General features: G+C 35.6%; 21 protein-coding genes and 1 pseudogene. 19 read left to right on the top strand and 3 right to left on the bottom strand.

All coding sequences use genetic code 11. The annotated features are described in order from the left end of the window. Positions 1–122: 122 nt before the first annotated feature. Positions 123–1,346, bottom strand: coding sequence for an IS110 family transposase (locus tag ADJ83_RS12630; RefSeq protein ID WP_031538018.1), 1,224 nt, complete (start codon positions 1,344–1,346; stop codon positions 123–125). Between the two features lie 453 nt (positions 1,347–1,799). On the opposite strand from ADJ83_RS12630, the gene ADJ83_RS12625 reads away from it, so the two are divergent. From ADJ83_RS12625 to ADJ83_RS12610, 4 genes are all read left to right on the top strand, one after another. Next, entirely contained in the window at positions 1,800–2,165 is a 366-nt protein-coding gene (locus ADJ83_RS12625; protein WP_031538017.1) for an ArsR/SmtB family transcription factor, read from the top strand. Next, on the top strand, positions 2,158–4,572 hold the full coding sequence (locus ADJ83_RS12620) for a heavy metal translocating P-type ATPase (protein ID WP_035416501.1): 2,415 nt from the start codon (positions 2,158–2,160) through the stop codon (positions 4,570–4,572). The genes ADJ83_RS12625 and ADJ83_RS12620 overlap by 8 nt, the downstream gene beginning before the upstream one ends. 78 nt (positions 4,573–4,650) lie before the next feature. Continuing rightward, entirely contained in the window at positions 4,651–5,268 is a 618-nt protein-coding gene (locus ADJ83_RS12615) for a CadD family cadmium resistance transporter (protein WP_031538015.1), read from the top strand. Between the two features lie 169 nt (positions 5,269–5,437). Continuing rightward, positions 5,438–6,481, top strand: a complete 1,044-nt coding sequence (locus tag ADJ83_RS12610; RefSeq protein WP_031538014.1) for a flavin-containing monooxygenase — start codon at positions 5,438–5,440, stop codon at positions 6,479–6,481. Between the two features lie 919 nt (positions 6,482–7,400). Here ADJ83_RS12610 and ADJ83_RS12605 read toward each other — a convergent pair. Further along, a pseudogene (locus ADJ83_RS12605) lies at positions 7,401–8,535 on the bottom strand (IS3 family transposase). 152 nt (positions 8,536–8,687) lie between these two features. On the opposite strand from ADJ83_RS12605, the gene ADJ83_RS12600 reads away from it, so the two are divergent. From ADJ83_RS12600 to ADJ83_RS12555, 13 genes are all read left to right on the top strand, one after another. Further along, positions 8,688–9,125, top strand: coding sequence for an SMI1/KNR4 family protein (locus ADJ83_RS12600; RefSeq protein ID WP_031538011.1), 438 nt, complete (start codon positions 8,688–8,690; stop codon positions 9,123–9,125). 249 nt (positions 9,126–9,374) lie between these two features. Further along, the gene (locus ADJ83_RS12595; protein ID WP_031538010.1) at positions 9,375–11,228 is read left to right on the top strand and encodes a heavy metal translocating P-type ATPase; all 1,854 of its coding nucleotides are present in this window, start codon (positions 9,375–9,377) and stop codon (positions 11,226–11,228) included. A 193-nt stretch (positions 11,229–11,421) separates the two neighbouring features. After that, positions 11,422–11,655: a heavy-metal-associated domain-containing protein gene (locus ADJ83_RS12590; protein ID WP_031538008.1), complete on the top strand. Its 234-nt coding sequence runs from the start codon at positions 11,422–11,424 to the stop codon at positions 11,653–11,655. A 47-nt stretch (positions 11,656–11,702) separates the two neighbouring features. Further along, a complete protein-coding gene (locus ADJ83_RS12585) occupies positions 11,703–12,002 on the top strand; it encodes a hypothetical protein (RefSeq protein ID WP_031538007.1) in 300 nt (99 codons plus the stop codon). Positions 12,003–12,068: 66 nt separating this feature from the next. After that, positions 12,069–12,302 (top strand): heavy-metal-associated domain-containing protein, encoded by a 234-nt coding sequence (locus tag ADJ83_RS12580; protein ID WP_031538006.1) that lies wholly within the window; start codon positions 12,069–12,071, stop codon positions 12,300–12,302. Between the two features lie 64 nt (positions 12,303–12,366). Then, positions 12,367–13,074 (top strand): Crp/Fnr family transcriptional regulator, encoded by a 708-nt coding sequence (locus ADJ83_RS12575; RefSeq protein WP_031538005.1) that lies wholly within the window; start codon positions 12,367–12,369, stop codon positions 13,072–13,074. Positions 13,075–13,599: 525 nt separating this feature from the next. Then, the gene (locus ADJ83_RS25620; protein ID WP_155986754.1) at positions 13,600–13,755 is read left to right on the top strand and encodes a GNAT family N-acetyltransferase; all 156 of its coding nucleotides are present in this window, start codon (positions 13,600–13,602) and stop codon (positions 13,753–13,755) included. Continuing rightward, positions 13,749–13,883, top strand: coding sequence for a hypothetical protein (locus ADJ83_RS26540; protein ID WP_269320385.1), 135 nt, complete (start codon positions 13,749–13,751; stop codon positions 13,881–13,883). The genes ADJ83_RS25620 and ADJ83_RS26540 overlap by 7 nt, the downstream gene beginning before the upstream one ends. Next, positions 13,880–14,107 carry a GNAT family N-acetyltransferase gene (locus ADJ83_RS12570; protein WP_048717872.1) on the top strand — a complete coding sequence of 76 codons (228 nt, stop codon included), beginning with the start codon at positions 13,880–13,882 and terminating at the stop codon, positions 14,105–14,107. Before ADJ83_RS26540 ends, ADJ83_RS12570 begins: the two co-directional genes overlap by 4 nt. Positions 14,108–14,235: 128 nt before the next feature. Beyond that, positions 14,236–14,772, top strand: coding sequence for a hypothetical protein (locus ADJ83_RS26005; protein WP_197030888.1), 537 nt, complete (start codon positions 14,236–14,238; stop codon positions 14,770–14,772). Then, positions 14,706–15,089, top strand: coding sequence for a hypothetical protein (locus ADJ83_RS26860; RefSeq protein WP_197030887.1), 384 nt, complete (start codon positions 14,706–14,708; stop codon positions 15,087–15,089). The genes ADJ83_RS26005 and ADJ83_RS26860 overlap by 67 nt, the downstream gene beginning before the upstream one ends. A 669-nt stretch (positions 15,090–15,758) precedes the next feature. After that, positions 15,759–16,244, top strand: coding sequence for a nucleotidyltransferase family protein (locus ADJ83_RS12560; protein WP_396953872.1), 486 nt, complete (start codon positions 15,759–15,761; stop codon positions 16,242–16,244). Positions 16,245–16,331: 87 nt separating this feature from the next. Continuing rightward, positions 16,332–16,718, top strand: a complete 387-nt coding sequence (locus ADJ83_RS12555) for a hypothetical protein (RefSeq protein WP_031538001.1) — start codon at positions 16,332–16,334, stop codon at positions 16,716–16,718. Between the two features lie 523 nt (positions 16,719–17,241). Here ADJ83_RS12555 and ADJ83_RS12550 read toward each other — a convergent pair. Then, entirely contained in the window at positions 17,242–18,639 is a 1,398-nt protein-coding gene (locus ADJ83_RS12550; protein ID WP_031538000.1) for a PLP-dependent aminotransferase family protein, read from the bottom strand. Between the two features lie 149 nt (positions 18,640–18,788). Between ADJ83_RS12550 and ADJ83_RS12545 the strand changes: the two genes are divergently transcribed. Further along, complete coding sequence (locus ADJ83_RS12545) at positions 18,789–19,313, top strand: ECF transporter S component (protein ID WP_031537999.1); 525 nt, start codon at positions 18,789–18,791, stop codon at positions 19,311–19,313. Positions 19,314–19,433: 120 nt separating this feature from the next. Next, positions 19,434–20,843, top strand: a complete 1,410-nt coding sequence (locus ADJ83_RS12540) for an IS110 family transposase (RefSeq protein WP_016205067.1) — start codon at positions 19,434–19,436, stop codon at positions 20,841–20,843. Positions 20,844–21,205 lie beyond the last annotated feature (362 nt).

Below are 21,205 nucleotides of genomic sequence, written 5' to 3'. Positions count from 1 at the left end.
CCATGAAAATAAACTTCTGTAATTTCGTGAAAAAGGCAATACTTAAGAAGACGCAGCTCATTCATTTTTTTAAAAGGGAAGCGCGCCTGATTCATGGATCTATTGTAGGAATATGGACTGGATTAAGATGCTTCAGGTTCTTGTAAAGTAACTGTGTATCCTAAACTTTCAAGTCTTCGGAGTGAATGTCGCACGATGGATTGCTGCCTCTGTTTATCAAAGTAGTCTTCGCCTAAGTCTACATACATCTCTTTTCGAGTTAAGAGGTAATAAGCAATTCTCAACATGGCATGGGCTACTACTATTCCAGCTCGTTTCTTACCTTTTCGTGAGGCTGTACGCCTATACAGTGCTCCGAGATAGTTCTTAGATCCTCTTACAGAATGGGCTGCTTCTGTTAATGCTGATCTCAAATACTTGTTCCCTTTTTTTGTTTTAGCTGATTTCCTTTTGCCGGCACTTTCGTTGTGACCTGGAACCAAACCAGCCCAAGAACACATATGAGCTGCACTTGGGAATTGTTTTTTAACATCAGTTCCAATTTCTGATAGAATCTGCTCAGCCATTCTTGTAGCTATGCCAGGAATTGAATCTAGTAGGTCCACGTCTTCTTGATGGGAGCTAACTCTTTCAGCGACCTTTTGGTCGAGCATCTCGATTTGCTCAGTTAAAAAATCAATATGCTTCAAAATTGTTTTCAACATAAGGCGTTGATGTGAATTGATATAGCCTTTTAGGGCGAGCATTAGTTCATCTTTTTTCTTTTTCATTGTACGTCGAGCGAAGTTTGCTAGTTTTTCAGGATCTTCTTCGCCTTCGGCAATAGCGTTAAGCATATCTCGAGCTGAAACTCCCATAACGTCCGAAACAACAGAAGCTAGCTTAATATTTGCACCCTCTAATACCTTTTGAATGCGATTATGTTGCCTAGCTCGTTCTTCAATAATACTCCTGCGATATCGAACTAGTTCACGTAATTCTCGTTGATTACGATCAGGAATATAACTAGCTTTTAAGAGTCCATGACGAAGAAGCTTGGCAATCCATTCTGCATCTTTGACATCAGTTTTACGTCCTGGGACTGCCTTCATATGTTGGGCATTCACAACTAGAAACTCAATATCTTCCGCTTCTAGTAAATTCACAATAGGTTTCCAGTATACACTCGTACTCTCCATGGCAACATGAGTACAGTTATGCTGTTTAATCCAGTCAACCAACTGTAATAGAAATACAGTTTTAGTAGAAAACGTTTGAATCTCCTTTCCTTCTGGGGTCATAATACATGCAGTAATATTGTCCTTATGAACATCCATACCACATGCTCTTTCAATGACTACATCCATTGAAAACATCCTTCCTACGGCTCTGAATATAATTGGAGGCTGGTGCAGCAACCAGAATGGGATTAATCTACCATGTGTGCTTCCCGAAAGGGAGCGACAGTCAGTGGTGCACCGTGGTCGTTGGAGTCAGACTAACGGATGGGCTCTAACGCACCATAGTTAAGCGACCTTCCTCTCCCAGCCGTAGAATCAGTATTGACGGTTCTTAACCATTTTCATTCTCTGTGGTGAAGCGCTGATTTTTCGCTTCATGGATGGCTAACGGGGCAGTTATGTTTAAGATGCTTTAAAATTTGGTTAAGCTCTCTAAAAAGATTGGTTTCTAACATTAGAAACCAATCTTTTTTATTGTAATATTAATATATAATAATCAAACAATCATTTGACTATTTGCTTATGTTGGGATATATTATACTCATCAAACAAACAGTCATTTGAATAAGGAGGGTAATTATGATGAAAGATATGTGTGAAGTTACCTGTATTCACGAAGATAAAGTAAACAGGGCTAAAAAAGACCTTGCTAAACAGAATCCTATGGATGTAGCGAAAGTTTTCAAGGCTCTGTCAGATGATACAAGGGTTAAAATTGCTTACGTTTTATCTTTAGAGGGAGAGTTATGTGTTTGTGATGTAGCGAATATTATTGAATCTTCAACGGCTACGGCATCCCATCATTTAAGATTATTGAAAAACCTAGGTATAGCAACATACCGTAAAGAAGGAAAATTAGTCTATTATTCACTAGATGATGAGCATGTTAAACAGCTCGTAGAAAAAGCCTTCGAGCATCAGAAGGAGGCTACGAAAGTTGGATAATACAGCAAAAACCTTAATAGAAGATAAAAATGTTTATCGTGTGGAGGGTTTCTCCTGTGCAAACTGTGCAGGGAAATTCGAAAAAAATGTAAAACAACTACCAGGAGTACAGGATGCTAAAGTCAATTTTGGAGCTTCTAAAATTGATGTATTTGGAAATGCAACCGTTGAAGAACTAGAAGAGGCTGGTGCTTTCGAGAATCTTAAAGTGGTACCAGAGAAAGCAAGAAGACGGGTCGAACCTGTGGTAATTGAAGATAAAAATGTTTATCGTGTTGAGGGATTTTCCTGTGCAAACTGTGCTGGAAAGTTTGAAAAAAATGTAAAACAACTATCAGGAGTTCAGGATGCAAAAGTAAACTTTGGAGCTTCTAAAATTGATGTTTTCGGAAATACAAGCCTTGAAGAGCTTGAAAAAGCAGGTGCTTTCGAGAATCTTAAAGTATTTCCTGAAAAACTGGCGAATCAAACGACAAAAGAGACCAGAGAGGACAACAAGGTTCAAAAAGAAGAGAAAATACCATTTTATAAAAAACATAGTACATTACTGTTTGCCACATTACTAATTGCTTTTGGTTACCTTTCTCACTTTGTAAATGGAGAAGATAACCTCGTAACTTCCATGTTATTTGTAGGTTCAATTGTAATTGGCGGATATTCACTATTTAAAGTTGGTTTTCAAAATTTGATACGCTTTGATTTCGACATGAAAACCCTGATGACAGTTGCCGTTATTGGAGCTGCCATCATCGGTGAATGGGCAGAGGCGTCCATTGTTGTCATTCTGTTTGCAATCAGTGAAGCTCTTGAACGTTTCTCTATGGACAGAGCAAGACAGTCCATTCGTTCATTGATGGATATTGCCCCAAAAGAAGCACTTGTTAGACGAAATGGTCAGGAAATAATGATCCATGTAGATGATATTGTTGTAGGCGATATTATGATTGTCAAACCAGGGCAAAAAATTGCCATGGATGGGCTAGTTGTTAATGGCTTGTCGGCTGTCAATCAGGCAGCTATAACAGGAGAATCAGTCCCTGTTTCCAAAACGGTAGATGATGAAGTATTTGCAGGTACGCTTAACGAAGAGGGATTACTTGAAGTAAAAATCACCAAATATGTAGAAGATACAACCATTGCCAAAATTATTCATCTTGTTGAAGAAGCACAAGGGGAGCGTGCTCCAGCCCAAGCATTCGTAGATAAGTTTGCAAAATATTACACTCCGATCATTATGGTTATTGCAGCCTTGGTTGCAGTCGTTCCACCTTTATTCTTTGGTGGAGGTTGGGATACATGGGTTTACCAAGGATTAGCAGTACTTGTAGTTGGGTGTCCTTGTGCATTAGTAATTTCTACTCCAATTTCGATTGTTTCGGCAATTGGAAATGCTGCTAAAAAAGGTGTGTTGATTAAAGGCGGTGCCTATTTGGAGGAATTGGGAGCCATCAAGGCAATCGCATTTGATAAAACAGGAACACTGACAAAAGGTGTACCAGTGGTAACAGATTTTAAAGTATTAAATAATCAAGTGGAAGAAAAAGAGCTATTTTCCATTATTACAGCTTTAGAATATCGTTCACAACATCCACTTGCTTCAGCAATTATGCAGAGGGCTGAGCAAGATAATATTCCTTATTCGAATGTGCAAGTGGAAGACTTCACTTCGATTACTGGGCGAGGTATAAAAGGGGTTGTAAACGGAACAACTTATTATATTGGTAGTCCCAGACTTTTTAAGGAATTAAATGTTTCCGATTTTAGCCTTGAGTTTGAAAACAATGTGAAAATCCTACAAAATCAAGGAAAAACAGCCATGATCATTGGAACGGAACAAACAATCCTCGGTGTAATTGCGGTTGCAGATGAAGTACGTGAGACAAGCAAAAATGTGATTCAAAAACTTCACCAGTTAGGAATTAAGCAAACAATAATGCTAACTGGTGATAATCAAGGTACCGCAAATGCAATTGGTGCACATGTAGGCGTATCTGATATTCAATCCGAACTGATGCCACAGGATAAATTAGATTTTATTAAAAAAATGCAATCGGAGCATGGTAACGTAGCTATGATTGGCGATGGCGTTAATGATGCTCCTGCACTTGCTGCATCCACTGTCGGAATAGCAATGGGCGGGGCTGGTACAGATACTGCAATCGAAACAGCTGATATAGCCTTAATGGGAGACGATTTAAGCAAACTTCCATTTGCAGTAAGACTCAGTCGAAAAACGCTAAATATCATCAAAGCTAACATCACTTTTGCTATTGGAATTAAATTAATTGCTTTACTATTGGTTATTCCAGGCTGGTTAACGCTTTGGATTGCTATTCTTTCAGATATGGGAGCTACTATTTTGGTAGCATTAAATAGTTTACGACTGATGAGAGTGAAGGATAAATAGGTACTATATGTGTGAAATTTACGGAAGGGCTTTTCAATTTGAAGAAAAGTCCTACCCTAAAATATTGGAGATGGAAAAATGATCGCAACGATACTGACGGCTGCTGCGGTATATGTAGCAACAGGAATTGATTATCTCGTCATATTAATTCTTTTGTTTTCGCAAGTAAAAAAAGGTCAGGTAAAACATATTTGGATAGGACAATATATAGGGACTGCAATTGTGATAGGAGCAAGTCTTTTAGTTGCACAGGGGGTTGTGAATTTAATTCCGCAGCAATGGGTTATCGGACTACTTGGACTTTTACCACTTTACTTAGGTGTGAAAATATGGATTAAAGGAGAAGAGGATCAAGATGAAAGTAGTATTTTATCCTTATTCTCCTCTGAAAAATTTAATAAACTATTTTTGACGATGACTTTCATCGTATTGGCTTCCAGTGCGGATGACTTTTCCATTTATATACCGTACTTCACGACCTTAAATATGTCTGAAATCTTTATTGCTTCTATTGTCTTTTTAATTATGGTTGGAGTTTTGTGCTATGTCAGTTACCGTCTAGCTTCATTCGATTTTGTATCGGAAACAATTGAAAAATATGAACGTTGGATTGTACCAATTGTATTCATAGGGTTAGGGATTTATATATTGTTTGAAAATGGAACATTTAATGCTTTATTCTCATTCCTATTTTAACAAACGGGTGCTTATCTTAAAAGATAAGCATTTTTTCTTCTTGAATTTATTAAAGACAGAATTGTTGAATAGAACTCTTAAAGTGCTTGAGTATAAATAGTAATTAAATTACGATTGATATATGAGCATGTATTCATATATTAATCATAAAGTATTGGAGAGACGAAAAATGTATGACACAATTGTAATTGGTGCTGGTCAAGCTGGTCTTTCGATAGGCTACTATCTAAAAGAATATAATCATAACTATATTATTTTAGATAAAGGGAGCGAAGTGGGAGAAATCTGGAAAAAGAGATACGATTCTTTAATTTTATTTACCCCTCGAATTTATAACTCTTTACCTGGAATGTCTTTTGAAGGAGATAAACAAGGTTTTCCTACTAAAGATGAAGTTGTTACTTATCTAAAAAATTATGTCGAGAGATATGAGATACCAATTCATTTTCATACAGAAGTTGTAAGCGTCTCTAAGTTGAATGGTAACTTCTTAATAAAAACAAATCAAGGTGAATATCAAGCAAAAAATATTGTTATTGCAACTGGTCCTTTCCAAACACCTAAAATCCCATTATTTTCAAAAGAGATACCATCTACTATTAATCAAATTCACTCATCACAGTATAAAAATTCAAGTCAATTGTTGGATGGGAATGCGTTAGTAATAGGGGGAGGTAATAGTGGAGCACAGATAGCTGTGGAATTGTCTAAGGAAAGGGATACTTACTTAGCAGTTAGTAAAAATCTTAGTTACTTACCATTAGTTTTAATGAGAAAGAGTATTTTTTTTTGGTTTGATAAATTAGGAATATTGAAGGCAAACAGTAATTCGAGACTTGGAAGAATAATTCAAAAGAAAGGAGACCCCATATTTGGCTTTGAATTAAAACGGGCAATTAAAGAAAATGAAGTGAAAGTTAAGAAAAGGGTTATTGGTGTAAACAAAAATAAGATTAAATTTGAAGATAATACAATGATTAAAGTATCCAATATTATATGGGCAACAGGATTTGAAACCGAATTTCCTTGGTTACAAATAGATGGGGTTCTGGATAACGAAGGCAAAGTAATACATAGTAGAGGAGTATCAAAAATTCAAGGGTTATATTTCATTGGTTTACCATGGCAATATCGACGTGGATCTGCTTTATTACAAGGTGTAGGATATGATGCAAAACATATTGTTAAAAAAATAGAAGAAAGGTTATATTAACGAACTGGTGCTTTAGTTGAAGAATGAAATAAAATTGGACCATACATATTAGATATACCTAATATGTATGGTCCTTTTAATTTCAACTGTTTCACTTGCCTAACCTAAATATAACATTGGTTGTACAAATATATGCGCGATAATGATAACGACGGGATGGTAGGAGAATAAGCGACTAGAACTTTAGAAGATTGGAAAACTCCTCCCATACTAGGGGAATGATTTGAATTCATTCATCGAAGCAACAGATAAAAAGTCCAAAGAAAAAGATTGTTAGCACTTTGTGGGTAATAAAAGGGAGAGAAATTAGTAACAGTTTCCATTAGAAAAATAGGAAACAAATTATACGAAAAAATGCAGCTGATACAATCAGTTGCATTTTTTTTTATACTTATAAACATATTAATAGACACCTAATTTGATTTTTGAAAAGCACTAAGTTAGCTCACTTGTTCTGTGTTTGAGTCACCTTAGCTGCAGTTGATTTCACAATGTATGCTTATAATGCTACTATTGTGAATCAAAAATCTGATATGGTTTTCACACATCTTCTTGGAGAAAGGATAAGGTTAAAATTTTTAGAGGGTAAGAGAGAGTGAGGAGGGTTGTAACCTAAGTTATTAAAATATGCATAAGCAGGGAGTATAGAGTGTTTGAAATCCTTCTATATAGATTTTTGGCACTTTTTATTTATATTTTAATTGGTATGTCAACACTAAACTGAACAAAATTATTAAGGAACACATACCATATAGTTTCTAAATAATTGGTACTTAGACGAAAAACAGTGTGTGCTGTTTGTCACTTGACTCGGAGCCTCTGCGGGCAAGATTATGAGCCAGGAAGCAAGATTTATCAAATAATCTGGCTCAGCCATCAAAGCTATCACGCCCGCCTCTCCAAGTAAAGTGGGTGCTTCTTACTTAATATGACTCGTTTTTATTAGATGCTTGCGCTTATATTCTTTAGGGGTTAAATAGTCCAGTGATCCATGAATTCGAATATTATTAAACCAATTAACGTAATCAAATAGCTCTAGATCAAGTTTTTGTTGACTATCGAAAACCTTCCCATTAACGAACTCTGTTTTAATAGTTTTGAAGGTTGCCTCGACAACTGCATTGTCATAAGGTGCCCCTTTTTCACTTAAAGATCTCGCAATACCAAACGTCTCTAATGCCTCGTCTATCAGTTTATTTTTAAACTCACTTCCTCGATCCGTGTGAAATAATTCGAGGCGGTTTAGGTTATGTTTTACCGATGAAAAGGCACGTTGAACTAGCCCAGCACTCTTATTAGGGCCAGCACTGTAACCAATAATTTCACGATTATATAAATCTACTAAAACACAAATATAATGCCAGTTTTGCTTCACTCGAACATATGTTAAATCACTCACAATCACTTTCAATTCCTTGTCTTGCTTAAATTCACGATTCAAGACATTTCCAATTTCGGACTCATTTACGATTGATTTTCTAGGTTTGTATTGGGCAACTGTATATTTGGAGACAAGTCCTTGTTCTTTCATTATTCGCCCAATACGACGACGTGACACTTTCCATCCTTGCTTTTGAAGTTCTTTTTTTATTTTTCTTTGTCCATAAATATTCCGACTATCTTTAAAAATTTTAACAATTATAGCTGTTAATTCATCATCCTGATTATCTCGGATTTCCGCCTCATAATAGTACGTGCTTCTAGGTAGTTGTAGGACGGCGCACATTGCTGATATCGAGTATTTGTGAAGGTTATTCCGAATCACATCTACTTTCGTCCCATTATCAGCGCGGCTTGCTTTAAAATATCATTCTCCATCATTAGCCGTTGATTTTCTTTACGAAGCCGAATTAATTCTTCTTGCTCCGGAGTTCTATTGTCTTTTTCCTCAAACGATCCACTTGTATTATGCTGGCGAACCCACTTATCAAAGGCAGATAGCGTCAGCTCATATTCTTTGATAATCCTTCACTTCTAGATTTACCTGTAAGGTGCAGCTGAACAATTTGTTCTTTAAATTCTTTCGTGAATGTTCTTCTTTCTCTTTTGGTCAGACTTCATTCTCCCTAACTTTAATGAATTAAGTTTATTTGACCTTAATAAATCTGTCCAACTAAGTGTAACCTATCCAAATTTAGGTTAAGAAGGATTTTAAAAGTAAAAAATGAATATAAAACATACTCATCCAAAATTAGGGGGAAATGAAATGTGGAAAGAATTTGTCAACTCCATTTCTAAGGACTATCACTTTAAAGACCCTGTAACAAAGATTGAGCTTGCTCAGATTCAAAAAGAATTAAATGTTGAATTACCAGAAGAATTAACGGCCATTTTTAATGAAACAAATGGTGTGTTTGACAACAGGAATTGTCCTTTGGTTTGGTCAGCTTCCCAAATTATGAAGGACAATCTATTTTATAGAAATTTTGAAGATTATAGAGATATTTATATGCCATTTGATAATCTTCTCTTTTTTTCAGACGCAGGCAATGGCGATTTATTTTGTTATGCAATATTAAAAAATGGAACCATTGAAAAAACCGATATTTACGTTTGGAATCACGAGGATGATAGTCGTACTTGGGTTGCAGCGTCATTAAAGCATTTTATTGAAGGCTGGATTACTAGTGAGATTGGTGTTTAGTCGGTTTGAAAACAGAGTTTGTTAAGAATTACACTTAAAGTAACGGAGCAGTTTAGTTGAAGAAGAAAAATTAAATATTAAGATAAAGATGCTCAGAATATTTTCTGAGCGTTTTAGTTTGCTGTTCTTTTATAATTTTTCACTTTTACAATAGAACTTGATCCGAATCAATTTTTATTTCATAGAAACATCCTATACTAGAGTCATCAACAAGGAATACAAATGAAAATGAAATTGGAGGGAATCAACATGCAAAGATATATATTAAGTAAAAAGAATTCCATTACACTGATCAGTGCAATTTTGATTGCACTTGCATTCTTCGGACGATTTTCCTTAGACAACATGGCCATTTTCAATTGGTCGCTCATCATTGCATCTATTCTTGGTGTAGCACCAATTGCGATTCTAGCCTATCAGGCATTAAAAGTAAAAGTTGTCAGTATTGATGTTTTAGTTACCATTGCAGTAATTGGGGCAGTATTGATTCAAAATTATGAGGAATCAGCCATCGTTACTTTCTTATTCTTATTTGGTTCTTACTTGGAGCAACGTACCTTGAACAAAACACGTTCTGCCATTAAAGAATTAACAGAGCTGGCACCAGAAAGTGCTTTAAAGCAAATGGAAAATGGAGAATTTGAAGAAGTTGATGTCGATGATGTAGGTGAAGGTGACATTTTATTAGTCAAAACGGGTGCAAAAGTCCCCGTAGATGGAACCGTGTTAACAGGTGAAGGTCACATCAATGAAGCAAGTATTACTGGAGAGTCAGTTCCAGTAAGCAAAAAGGTTGATTCTGAAGTATTTGCGGGAACAATCTTAGAAAATGGAACGATTCAAATTCAATCTGACCGTGTAGGGGAAGATACAACATTTGGTAGAATTATCGAATTAGTTGAAGAAGCACAGGATTCCAAATCAGAAGCAGAGCGGTTTATTGATCGATTCTCTAAATATTATACACCAGCTGTTTTAGTCCTTGGTTTTATTGTTTGGCTATTCTCAAAAGATATTGAACTAGCTATCACGATTCTTGTTTTAGGATGTCCAGGTGCATTAGTTATCGGGGTTCCTGTATCCAACGTTGCCGGTATCGGAAACGGTGCACGTAATGGTGTCCTCCTAAAAGGTAGTGAAGTTATCAATGACTTTAGCAGAGTAGATACTATCGTTTTTGATAAAACAGGAACATTGACAGTAGGAAACCCTGAAGTTGCCGAAAAAGAATTTTACGGAAACAATACTGAAGAAGTTCTAGGTTACTTAGCAAGTGTGGAGCGTGAATCGGACCACCCACTAGCAAAAGCTGTCCTACAGGATATTGGCGAGACAACTTTATCTACTGTTGAAGAAACCGAAGTCGTTAAAGGTGGCGGAATTGTAGCAAAAATAGGTGTTCATCGTATAGCCGTTGGTAACGTAGCTTTAATGGAAAAAGATAATGTGAAATTAAGTGAAAAAGCTAAAAAAGATGTCGAACGCTTTGAGAAAAATGGGAATTCTCTTGTGTTAACTGCGGTCGACGGAGAATTAAAAGTTCTGATGGGTATTCGGGATCAAATCCGCCCAGGTGTTAAAAAAAATCTTCAAAACCTAAAAAAACTTGGAGTCAAAAACCTAGTCGTTCTTTCAGGGGACAACCAAGGAACCGTAGATTTAGTTGCTCGAGAACTTGGATTAACAGAAGCACACGGTCATATGCTTCCAGAAGGAAAATCAGCATATATTGAAAAAATGCAAGCAAAAGGCCAAATCATTGCCTTTGTCGGTGACGGAGTGAATGATAGTCCTTCATTAGCCTTAGCGGATATCGGAATCGCCATGGGAAGTGGAACAGATGTTGCAATTGAAACATCGGATGTCGTTTTAATGAATTCTGACTTTAGTCGTTTACCACACGCATTAGGCTTGACAAAATCAACTTCAAGAAACATGAAACAGAACATTACCATAGCAGTTGGTGTGGTAGTAGTCTTACTTGCCAGCCTACTATTTAGTGAATGGATGAATATGTCAATCGGGATGTTGGTTCACGAAGCAAGTATCTTAGTAGTCATCTTGAATGGTATGAGATTGCTTCGATACCGGTTGAGAGAATAATTTTAATAGAAAGCGGTCTTGATGAATGATAAAGGGGAAGTATTCAGGTAGGAAGAACAAAATACTCCCCTACTTTTTTCTTAAAACTTGATTTGCGTCAATTTCATTTCGTTGAACCTGAGCTATACTTAAATTGTAAAGAAGAAGAGGGAAAACAAAAAAATCAAAGATAAGATGAAAGGAGAAATAATTCATGCAAAAAGCAGTTATTCAATTAGAAACATTATCTTGTCCATCTTGTATGCAAAAGATTGAAAATGCGGTGAAAGGATTAAACGGGGTTAATCAAGATAGCTTAAAAGTATTATTCAATGCCAGTAAAGTAAAAGTAGATTTTGATTCAAAAACGATCACCATTAACGATATCAAAAAGGCAATTGAAGACTTAGGATACCCCGTCGTTAAATCAAAAGTAAAATCTGCCTAAGACAAACACACATAACAAAAATTATTTATAGAAAGAGGGAAATAATAATGTCTGAACAAACATTTAACGAAATAATAACAAACCATTTTGAAAAACTGGATTTATACACTACTGCGATTACACGGGCCCATGGTAAGAACCATCCAGAAGCCTTTGAAGTACGTGAACTATTCGATAAAATCAGTAAAAAGATAAAGGACGCAGGTACGAACAAACCTGACTTAGATGCTGAATTTGCTCAATTACGAAAAATCACAGACAACTACACCATTCCTGGAGATGTTTGTGAAACATATGCAGGCACCTACGAAATGTTATCAGAAGTAGATAATGCCTATCAGGCTTAAAATAACTCAAAACCAAAAGAATGAACTTGGTTTACGATCGTTAAAATAAGAAAGGGGAAATGATTTATGCAAAAAGCAACCATTCAATTAGAAACCTTATCTTGCCCATCTTGTATGCAAAAGATTGAAAATGCGGTGAAAGGAATAAACGGTGTTCATCAAGGTAGCTTGAAAGTATTATTCAATGCAAGTAAAGTAAAAGTAGACTTTGATTCAGATGCAGTCGCTATTAACGATATCGAAAAATCAATTGAAGACTTAGGATATCCTGTTGTCAAATCAAAGGTAAAACCTGCTTAATCGAGTAAATAGAATGGAAGCCTAAGATGCCCTCTTGGGCTTTTTATAAAAAGGAGAGGTTATTTTGGAACAAAATCAATGTTGTCATCACCAACATGGACATACAGAATGTATTCGTATCGTTCCCATTTTCAACCATCTGGAAGACTCACAAATGGATTTGATTGCGGAATCTGCCAAGACACTTCATCTACAAAAAGGGGAAATGTTATTCCGTGCAGGTGAGGAAGATGACACCTTATATATTATCAATTCAGGTAAGGCTCGGATTTACCGCTTATCGGATTCCGGAAAAGAACAACTTGTTCGCATTTTAAATCCAGGTGATTTTACAGGTGAAGTGGCCATTTTCCAACCTGGAAGTGTTCATGAAAATTATGCGGAAGCACTACAAAATACATCCATTTGTTTAATTAAACGAGAGGATTTACTGAAGTATTTGGTGGAATATCCGCAGATCCCATTAAAAATACTGTCAGAAGTAACGATACGTTTGAAGGATTCTGAAAAACAAACCACACAAGTAGCAATTGAAAATGTAGAATCCCGCATTATATCCTTTTTAGCTGAAAATGTTGAAAAGGGAAGTGGCAATAGTCCAACGGTTACCTTACCAATGTCCAAAAAGGATTTAGCCTCGTATCTTGGTACCACACCAGAAACAATCAGCCGTAAATTTACTACTCTAGAAGAACTTGGATTGATTAAACAGTTACCGAAAAAGAAAATTAAAATAATGGATTTAGATCAATTGTTACTTCATACTGAATAAATATAAGCAGAGCAGCGTGCCATCATACTAACTTGGTTCGGTTTAATAGTACAAAACATAAAATAACAAACCTTTTAGCAATCCCATTAGCATATAAAATGGATTGCTAATTTTTGTTGGTTTAACAATGTTTATCTACAAAAAGAAAGAGAAATGGCTACTTATTTGGCACTTATTTTACCAAGATGACATAAATTTGTGTCAACTGAATAATTCATTAGCAAAACACGCCCTAATAACTAAGCTAATTCCTCTGATAAATAACTAAGGAATTGGCAACTTATGTTAAAATTATAATTTGGATTGTGAATTAGTATACTTAAAGTAACGGGGGCATTAATCCAAGATGGATGAATGCCCTTTTATCTAATAAGGTACTAATGGGGCAGGTTACTTGAAGAAGGAATCCAAATAATCGGTATCGAATTATATTATAAATTTCATAAGGAGATAACAAACGATGAAGTTCAATACCGTACACATTGATAGATTATTTATATAAGGTACGAAAGGCTGGAATAAATCATGGCAAAAAAAGAAGCACCGAAAATTCAAACAGAACGATTGATTTTACGTCCGAGAGAGGGAAAAGACATTCCCAATATGCTTAAAATGTTTAACAATGATGAAGTAAGAGAATTTCTTGGAAGTAATCCCCCTCGTGATAACACTCAATGTTAGAAATGGTTAGGAACCGTAATGAAACAAAATGGACTGTCGCATTAAAAGATACTGATGAATTCATCGGTGATGTAATGATTCCAGAAATAGCAGAAGGTATCTTGGCGAAATTGGTTATCGCTTCATGAGGGAGCATTGGGGATGTGGTTTTGCGTATGAAGCGGTTTCCGCGGTCATTGAGCATTGTAAAAGCACATTAAACCTTAAATGCCTATTTGCTACTATAGATAATAAAAATATGGAGTCAAAAAAGTTAATTGAAAAACTCGGATTTACTTTGGTAGCGGTGTTGCCTGAATCGAATTTACTCGGCAGAGTTACCGATGTAGCTTACTATTTTCGTATAGTATAAGCATCCTTACACTCTCCTGAGAAAAATGAACAAACAGGTGAGTGTTTAAAGGTGATATTTTTGGTCAAGCGATATGATTTTAGTGAAGAGGATTAGGCGGTCTACTTTAAAACAAAGGAGTTGACTTTTTGAATTTATTAAGCATCAATGATTTGTCTGTAAAAAAAGTAAATCATATATTCAATTTAGCTGCAAAGATAAAAAATCAAGGTAATATCAATGTTTTAAATGGAAGACAATTTGTATTATTCTTCCCGGAATCAAGTTTAAGGACAAGAATTACTTTCGAAAAAGGAATAAAAGCCTTGGGTGGGGAAGCAATGCTTTTTCCTCCAGAAAGTTTAGATAAAAGAGAAGAATTAGAGGATGTTATACAATACGTCTCTAATTGGGCAGATGGGGTGATTGTCAGACATTCTGATTTTTCTAAAATACAGGAATTATCAAGGTATTCAACAGTCCCTATAATAAATGCTATGACTTCGGAAAATCACCCTTGTGAAATTTTATCTGACTTGTATTCAATTAGGGAAGTAAAAGAAAACTATAGAGATTTAGTTTATACCTTTGTTGGACCAAAAAGTAATATTTCAAGGTCTTGGAAGAACATTGCAGAAGTAATGGACCTAATTTTAATCAAATTTGTATCAGGGGTTTTGAGTTAGGGTCAGACAATCGGAATTATAAATTTCATACTAAACTTGAATCTGTTTTATCTTTTAGCGACATTGTTTTAACTGATTCGTTGCCATCTGAATTAAGAACAGAAAAATACATAAACCAGTATCAAATTACTTTAGAAAAGATGAAATTAGCTAATAAACATGCAATGTTAAACCCCTGCCCACCTTTTTTTAGAAATGAAGAAGTAAGTAGTGATGTTATCTCTTCAAATTATTTTGTTGGATACGAATTTAAAAAGAATTTAATATATGTTCAACAAGCAATCATTTTATTTTGCTTAGGTATAACACTTGAATAAAGTGGTGAGCTAGTTACTTGTTCAGCTAACGGGGGCTATTCTTCAACCCTCGTTCCATTCCAGCGCAGGTGAACAGGAACAAATAAAAGGAGAGATAGGTTAACGCAAATTAAAAATATTGGACGTTTTTGTCCGAAGGATATTAAAGGATTTATAATAAATGATTCAAGTCTAAACAAAATTAAACCTGAATTTTACAAGGTGATTGAAAAGATAGTAGAAAAATGCAAAACTCACTTAGGAGAAGACCTACATAGTATATATATTAGAGGATCCATTTCTCGTGGATTAGGTATAGATAGTGTTTCAGATTTAGATACATTTGCCATTACGAATAAAGAAATCAATGATATAGACTTAAAATGGATAGACAAGGTTGAACAAGAATTAAACAAAAAATACATCATAGTAAATGGAGTGGAACTTAGTTACTATTACATAAAAGATGTTTTAGAAACAAATAAATTTTCTATAATACCTTTTATGATTAAAACGCATAGTATTTGTGTATATGGAGAAGATTTAAGCGGCCATTTACCTAATTATAAGGCAGATACAACACTTGGTAACGAACATCTAATGAACCTAAAGAATCAAGTTCATCAAGCAAAAGAAGACCTCGATGGAAATGAAAATATTGAAGATATATTGGATTGTTGTGGATGGGTTATGAAAATCATAGTTAGGGCAGGGCTTGCACGCTCTAAAGTTTGGGACACAATGCATGGTTTTGAAATAAGAACTAATATACCAGATGTGGATGTTATATATTTTGACGAAAAAAATATTGACGAGAGGACCGAAAAAAATTTAGAAGCTGAATTGAGAGTAATTCTACCTGATATACCTTGGTCTGTTAAGAATGAAGCAAGAATGCACGTTCTCAATGATATCCCACCTTATATATCTTCAGAAGATGCTATTTCAAAATTTCCAGAGACTGCAACTGCTCTTGGAGTGAAAGTAGACAAGAATAATAAACTAATTCTTACTGCTCCTTGCGGTATAGAAGATGTATTAAATTTAGAGTTAAAGCCCACACCATATTTTAGAGAGACGAAAGAACGAGCTGTTATTTATGAGGAAAGAATCAATAAGAAGAATTGGAAAGCTGTTTGGCATAAAATTCAAGTCCACCATATTGAAATTTATTAAATTATATGGTGATTTTTTATAAAGAAAAGGTGCATTTCTCTTATGTCGCTATCGGGGGAGTTTAACTTTACAAAGGGGTCAGATTAATTGAAAAGATTTTACGTTGCATCAAGTTTTAAAAACATTGAAATAGTTCGCTTAGTGAGTAAGAATTTACAAAATAAAGGATACATCTATACATATGATTGGACGGTAAATGAGAGTGCCTCTACAATTGAGGATTTAAGAGAAATAGGACTAAATGAAAAAAATGCTGTCATAGATGCTGATATTATAATCGTGATATTACCAGCTGGTAAAGGAAGTCATATCGAATTAGGTATTGCTCTTGGACAAGGAAAAAGAATATATCTCTATTCACCAAATGATGAAGTAAATAATCTAGATACTACTAGTACATTTTATCATTTATCGGAAGTCCAAAAATGTATGGGAACTATTGAAGAGTTGGTTGAAATAGTCACAACAAGCTAATTCTTATTAAGTAGTGCTTTCTCAATAAAGAGTTGATAAGGAAGTGTTTATCGAATAGCAATAGCTTTACATTCCTATTTCTGAACCAGTTGCTAATGATTACCAACTGAGGAATATCCGCATCATTGGTCTGTTAACAAGTAGAGTGTCCTGAAAAATAACGGCACTAAAAATGAATACATTATTGGTGTCTAAATTCAATGCTTTACATATCTCAATCCATATATATATCATGATTAAAAGTAACAGAACCCACCACGCCAAGGTGGGTCATTTTATTTATTCAAGGAGAAAATGCTTTGGATTCTGAAAAATATAGGCATAAAATTAAGATATTTACCACCGATAAGGAACAAGTTGAATAGTTTAAAAAAGAAATTTACCTATATGACATTCCTTCTTATAGTGTTGTACATTTTCTTTATTATTCAATAATAGAAGGATTAACACGTACTTCTTACATAATACTGCGCAATAGTATAAAGCCAAACAGAAATTCTAGCTGGAGTTAGTACAAGCTTAACTATTTTGCCATTTCCCAGCATTGCATTAATTGGTGAATGCTTGCCTCGATTTTCTCTAATGGGATGCCTCCAAATCCTAACAGGAATGTTGGATGCTTATATTCGATTGGTTTTAACAGATAATCGCTTAAAGGATAAATGGAGATATGACTTTTTGCTGCGATGGCTTTTAACTCATTTTCACTTTTTTGTAGCGGAAGGGAAATTAAAATATGCATCCCGGCTTGATCTCCAGTGATGATAACTTCAGGATAATGAGTTTTAAAAATATGAGTCAGTTTATCATGTTTCTTCCGATAAATTTTCCGCATACGGTTTAAGTGTTTTGAAAAATAACCGTCTCTCATGAAGCTGGCTACTATATGCTGGTCGAATCTTGGGACAGTTGCTGAATAATAACTGAATGTTTCCTTATATTTTTTCAGCAAGGTTGTTGGTAAAAGAAAATAGGCCAATCGCAATGATGGCATTAATGACTTGGTGAATGTACTTAGATAAATTACCTTATCGTTTTGGTCCATCCCATGTAAGGCGGGAATGGGTTTACCAGTGTAACGAAATTCGCTGTCGTAATCGTCTTCAATGATATAGCGATTTTTACTTTTTGCTGCCCACTGCATTAACTGTGTTCTTCTTGTTGCGGAAAGAACGGCACCTGTGGGAAATTGGTGAGATGGCGTAATGTAGACGACATTCGCATTTGTTTTTTCAAGGTGTTCCACCATCAATCCGTCTTCATCAACTGGAATAGGGATCGCTTTATTTTTTAGTTGAATCCTGGGGCTTGCTGAATAGCCAGGATTTTCAAGGGCTATGTTTGAATCATGATCTAGCAACCTTAAAATCATAGGAAAGAGTTGTTCTGTTCCTGAACCAATCACAATTTGCTCCGGCTTACATACAATCCCACGCGATTGATATAGGTATTTGGCTATTTCCGTCCGTAAAGTGTATTCCCCTTGGGGTTCTCCAATTTGTAGCAATTCCTTCGACGGGGTATCATATAAATTTTTTGCATACTTTCTCCACTGTGAAAAAGGAAAGGAGTCTGTATCGATTTTTCCAGGGTGAAAGTCAAATTGGATTGTTTTTTTCTCCGTTTCCTCCATAGGCAACTCAACATGTTCTGTCTCAATATAAGGTAATTCATTTATATCCTCTACAAAAAAACCAATCCGCGGCTTTGATACAATAAATCCCTCTGCAACGAGCTGAGCATATGCCACTTCAACCGTTGTTTGGCTGATATTTAAAAAATCAGCCAATTTTTTTTTGGAGGGTAATTGTGTTCCAACTTCAATTTGCTGGCTCAAAATAGCGGTTTTGATACCTATATAAAGCTGCTCATACAAGGGTTTTGTTGTGTTTTTATTCAATTCAAACATAAGCATATCCATTCGAGACCCCTCCTCTCTGACCATGTTATTTTTATAAAAATTGACACTTTTTATATTGTCAGTTTTTATTATACTAGTAATCATGGAAGAAGAGGAGATTCTTTTTTTTAAACTGAAAAACTAACACTTGAAAGAAGAGGATGATTTGCATGTTTACGACTGAACAAAACAAAACGAGAATGCTGGTTCTCAATGCTCTATTTATTACTTTAACGTTTCTTGCTACAATGTTTATCAACATTAGGCTGCCATTAATGGGAAATGGGGGACTAATCCATTTGGGTAACGTTCCTTTTTTGATTGCTGCGTTTATTTTTGGCAAGAAGTCAGGTGCAATTGTAGGAGCTTTTGGAATGGCTTTATTTGATATAATGTCAGGATGGACATTATGGGCTCCGTTCACATTTGTTATCGTTGGTACTATGGGGTATATAGCTGGACTTATTGTGGAAAAGATGCCTGGCAAAAAATCTCTTGTATATGTACTGGCAGTTGCTGTTGCCATGATCATCAAAGTTGTCGGCTACTATTTTACAGAAGTAATCCTTTATGGAAACTGGATCCTGCCATTCGGCTCCGTCCCAGGTAATATCATGCAACTAGTCATCGCCGGTATTATCGTTGTGCCACTAACAAAAGGGTTTAAGCAAAGAATCATTAAGAGTGCCAATTAGGGGTGCCTAGTATAGTAAATAGGTCAAATAATTAGAAAAAAGCCACCGTTTTCATTGTAAAATGGAAGTACCTATCACAGAACTTCCAATCTTACTACCCTTACCAAGGAGATGAAAACGATGGCATATTCAATATTTAACCACATTCAAGGTAAAAAAGGAAGTCGATGGGCAGAGTTCTTGAGAGAGACAGGGACAGAAAATTTAATGTTAGTGGCGATTGATGCGGCAAAGTTTACACAAAAAGCATTGATTTGTACGTTTTATGGGGACATTTTAGTCAAACCTTTCGAGTTTGATGCTTCTATGACTGGTTTCGACTATTTAAAGAGAATCATTGAGTCGGAAAAGAATAAAAACAGACTGAAAGAAGTAGTAGTGGGGATTGAAACGACAGGGCATTATTACGAGGATCTTGTTAGAAAAAGTCATTCGCTTGGCTATCATGTTCGAACTTTGAATGCAGCTACTACTGCCCAGGAAAGACAAACCCTATTAAATTGGTCTAAGACGGATAATTTAGATCTAATGGCCATTGTTCAATCCATGATTCATGGCCGGGGGACATCCAACGAGTTAGCTTCTGGTGATGTGCTAAGCCTACAGAAACTTACACGTGCCCGACGCGAATTAGTGGGGGAACGAACAGCTACTCAAAACTTGATTCGTATGCATTTAGACCATATTTTTAGGGAATTTCAGGGGAAATCCGTCTGGGTAAAAGGAAAGCGTGAAAAAGTGGAACCATTTAGTAATTTGTTTGGAAAAGCACCTCTCTACCTCATGAGGCATTATCCCCATCCAAGCGATATTTTAAAGCTTGGGGAAAAGGGATTACGTGATCTTTCCATTCGTGAAAACTTAAAAATAAGAGACAACACCATTCAGATTCTATTAAACTATGCGGAAAATTCGATATCTCAACCCAAAGCATCTTTAGAGGGGGACATTTTTCTCCTAACTCAAAAATTGGATCGTTTTGAATTATTGAATAACCAAATTGGTGAATTAGAACGTAAAATTGAAGATTTGTTTGTTGGTATGGAGGGAGCAGTTATTCTAAGTGTTCCTGGGATAGGAGTGGTTACTGGAGCTGAATTATACGCTGAAATGGGCGATATCTCCGATTTCGAACATGCGGGGCAATTAATTAAATTGGCAGGGACCAATCCTATTGTGAAGCAATCGGGAGGGAAAAGACCATCTTATTTCTGTATTTCTAAACAAGGAAGAAGAACATTCCGAAATATCACCTACCAGGTAGGTAAATCCCTAGCTGTAAATAATCCCGAAATGAAACAAAGATATAAAGCCTTTAAGGAGCGTGGAAAACTCACGGGTCAGGCCTATATAGCCTTAGGAAACCGAATGATTCGCCTAGCCTTTTCCATGATTCGAAACCATACCTTATACCATACGGATCAAGAGAACTATGTTCTAGTAGATGAAATAAGTAAGAAGCTTAGAGTCGCTAACACAAAACGGTTTTATGAAGTCCACGTCTTGTCAAATACTTGCCTATCAGCTTAATTTAGAAGTTTATCGTACCATTATTTAACCTTTTATAAATTTATTATTGTTTGAGCTAAAATGGGGCTCCTCTAGGACGTTAGATCACATTGTATTTCGTGCCTGAGGCTTTAGACCTCGTGTGCCAGCGTTATGGATCTTGTCCTGCAAATACGAATAATACGTGAAAATCGAAGTTTATATTCGCTAGGCGGTATCCCTGTAGGATGAAACGCAAGGTCCTTTCACGCTCTAGAGGAGCCCTATAATAATACTCTGTGATGGTTGATTCTTCCTAAAAATGGAAATAGGGGACTTTTCTTAAAGTTTGTCTTTTTTCTAAGAAATTTCCATTTGACTTATTTACCATTATACGCTGGCAC

This window comes from Bacillus sp. 522_BSPC (assembly GCF_001076885.1).
GTDB lineage: Bacteria > Bacillota > Bacilli > Bacillales > Cytobacillaceae > Niallia > Niallia hominis.
Note: the sequence above shows the minus strand (reverse complement) of the source record. Positions and strands in the feature narration are given on the sequence as shown.

Bases quoted from the DNA above. Each gene is read 5' to 3' on its own strand.
- ADJ83_RS12545 (WP_031537999.1), top strand. From the start codon at position 18,789: ATGTTTACGACTGAACAAAACAAAACGAGAATGCTGGTTCTCAATGCT.
- ADJ83_RS12630 (WP_031538018.1), bottom strand. From the start codon at position 1,346: ATGGATGTAGTCATTGAAAGAGCATGTGGTATGGATGTTCATAAGGAC.
- ADJ83_RS12540 (WP_016205067.1), top strand. From the start codon at position 19,434: ATGGCATATTCAATATTTAACCACATTCAAGGTAAAAAAGGAAGTCGA.
- ADJ83_RS26540 (WP_269320385.1), top strand. From the start codon at position 13,749: ATGTTAGAAATGGTTAGGAACCGTAATGAAACAAAATGGACTGTCGCA.
- ADJ83_RS12590 (WP_031538008.1), top strand. From the start codon at position 11,422: ATGCAAAAAGCAGTTATTCAATTAGAAACATTATCTTGTCCATCTTGT.
- ADJ83_RS12600 (WP_031538011.1), top strand. From the start codon at position 8,688: ATGTGGAAAGAATTTGTCAACTCCATTTCTAAGGACTATCACTTTAAA.
- ADJ83_RS12550 (WP_031538000.1), bottom strand. From the start codon at position 18,639: ATGGATATGCTTATGTTTGAATTGAATAAAAACACAACAAAACCCTTG.
- ADJ83_RS12580 (WP_031538006.1), top strand. From the start codon at position 12,069: ATGCAAAAAGCAACCATTCAATTAGAAACCTTATCTTGCCCATCTTGT.
- ADJ83_RS12610 (WP_031538014.1), top strand. From the start codon at position 5,438: ATGTATGACACAATTGTAATTGGTGCTGGTCAAGCTGGTCTTTCGATA.
- ADJ83_RS12570 (WP_048717872.1), top strand. From the start codon at position 13,880: ATGAGGGAGCATTGGGGATGTGGTTTTGCGTATGAAGCGGTTTCCGCG.
- ADJ83_RS12585 (WP_031538007.1), top strand. From the start codon at position 11,703: ATGTCTGAACAAACATTTAACGAAATAATAACAAACCATTTTGAAAAA.
- ADJ83_RS12615 (WP_031538015.1), top strand. From the start codon at position 4,651: ATGATCGCAACGATACTGACGGCTGCTGCGGTATATGTAGCAACAGGA.
- ADJ83_RS12595 (WP_031538010.1), top strand. From the start codon at position 9,375: ATGCAAAGATATATATTAAGTAAAAAGAATTCCATTACACTGATCAGT.
- ADJ83_RS12560 (WP_396953872.1), top strand. From the start codon at position 15,759: ATGAAAATCATAGTTAGGGCAGGGCTTGCACGCTCTAAAGTTTGGGAC.
- ADJ83_RS12625 (WP_031538017.1), top strand. From the start codon at position 1,800: ATGATGAAAGATATGTGTGAAGTTACCTGTATTCACGAAGATAAAGTA.
- ADJ83_RS25620 (WP_155986754.1), top strand. From the start codon at position 13,600: ATGGCAAAAAAAGAAGCACCGAAAATTCAAACAGAACGATTGATTTTA.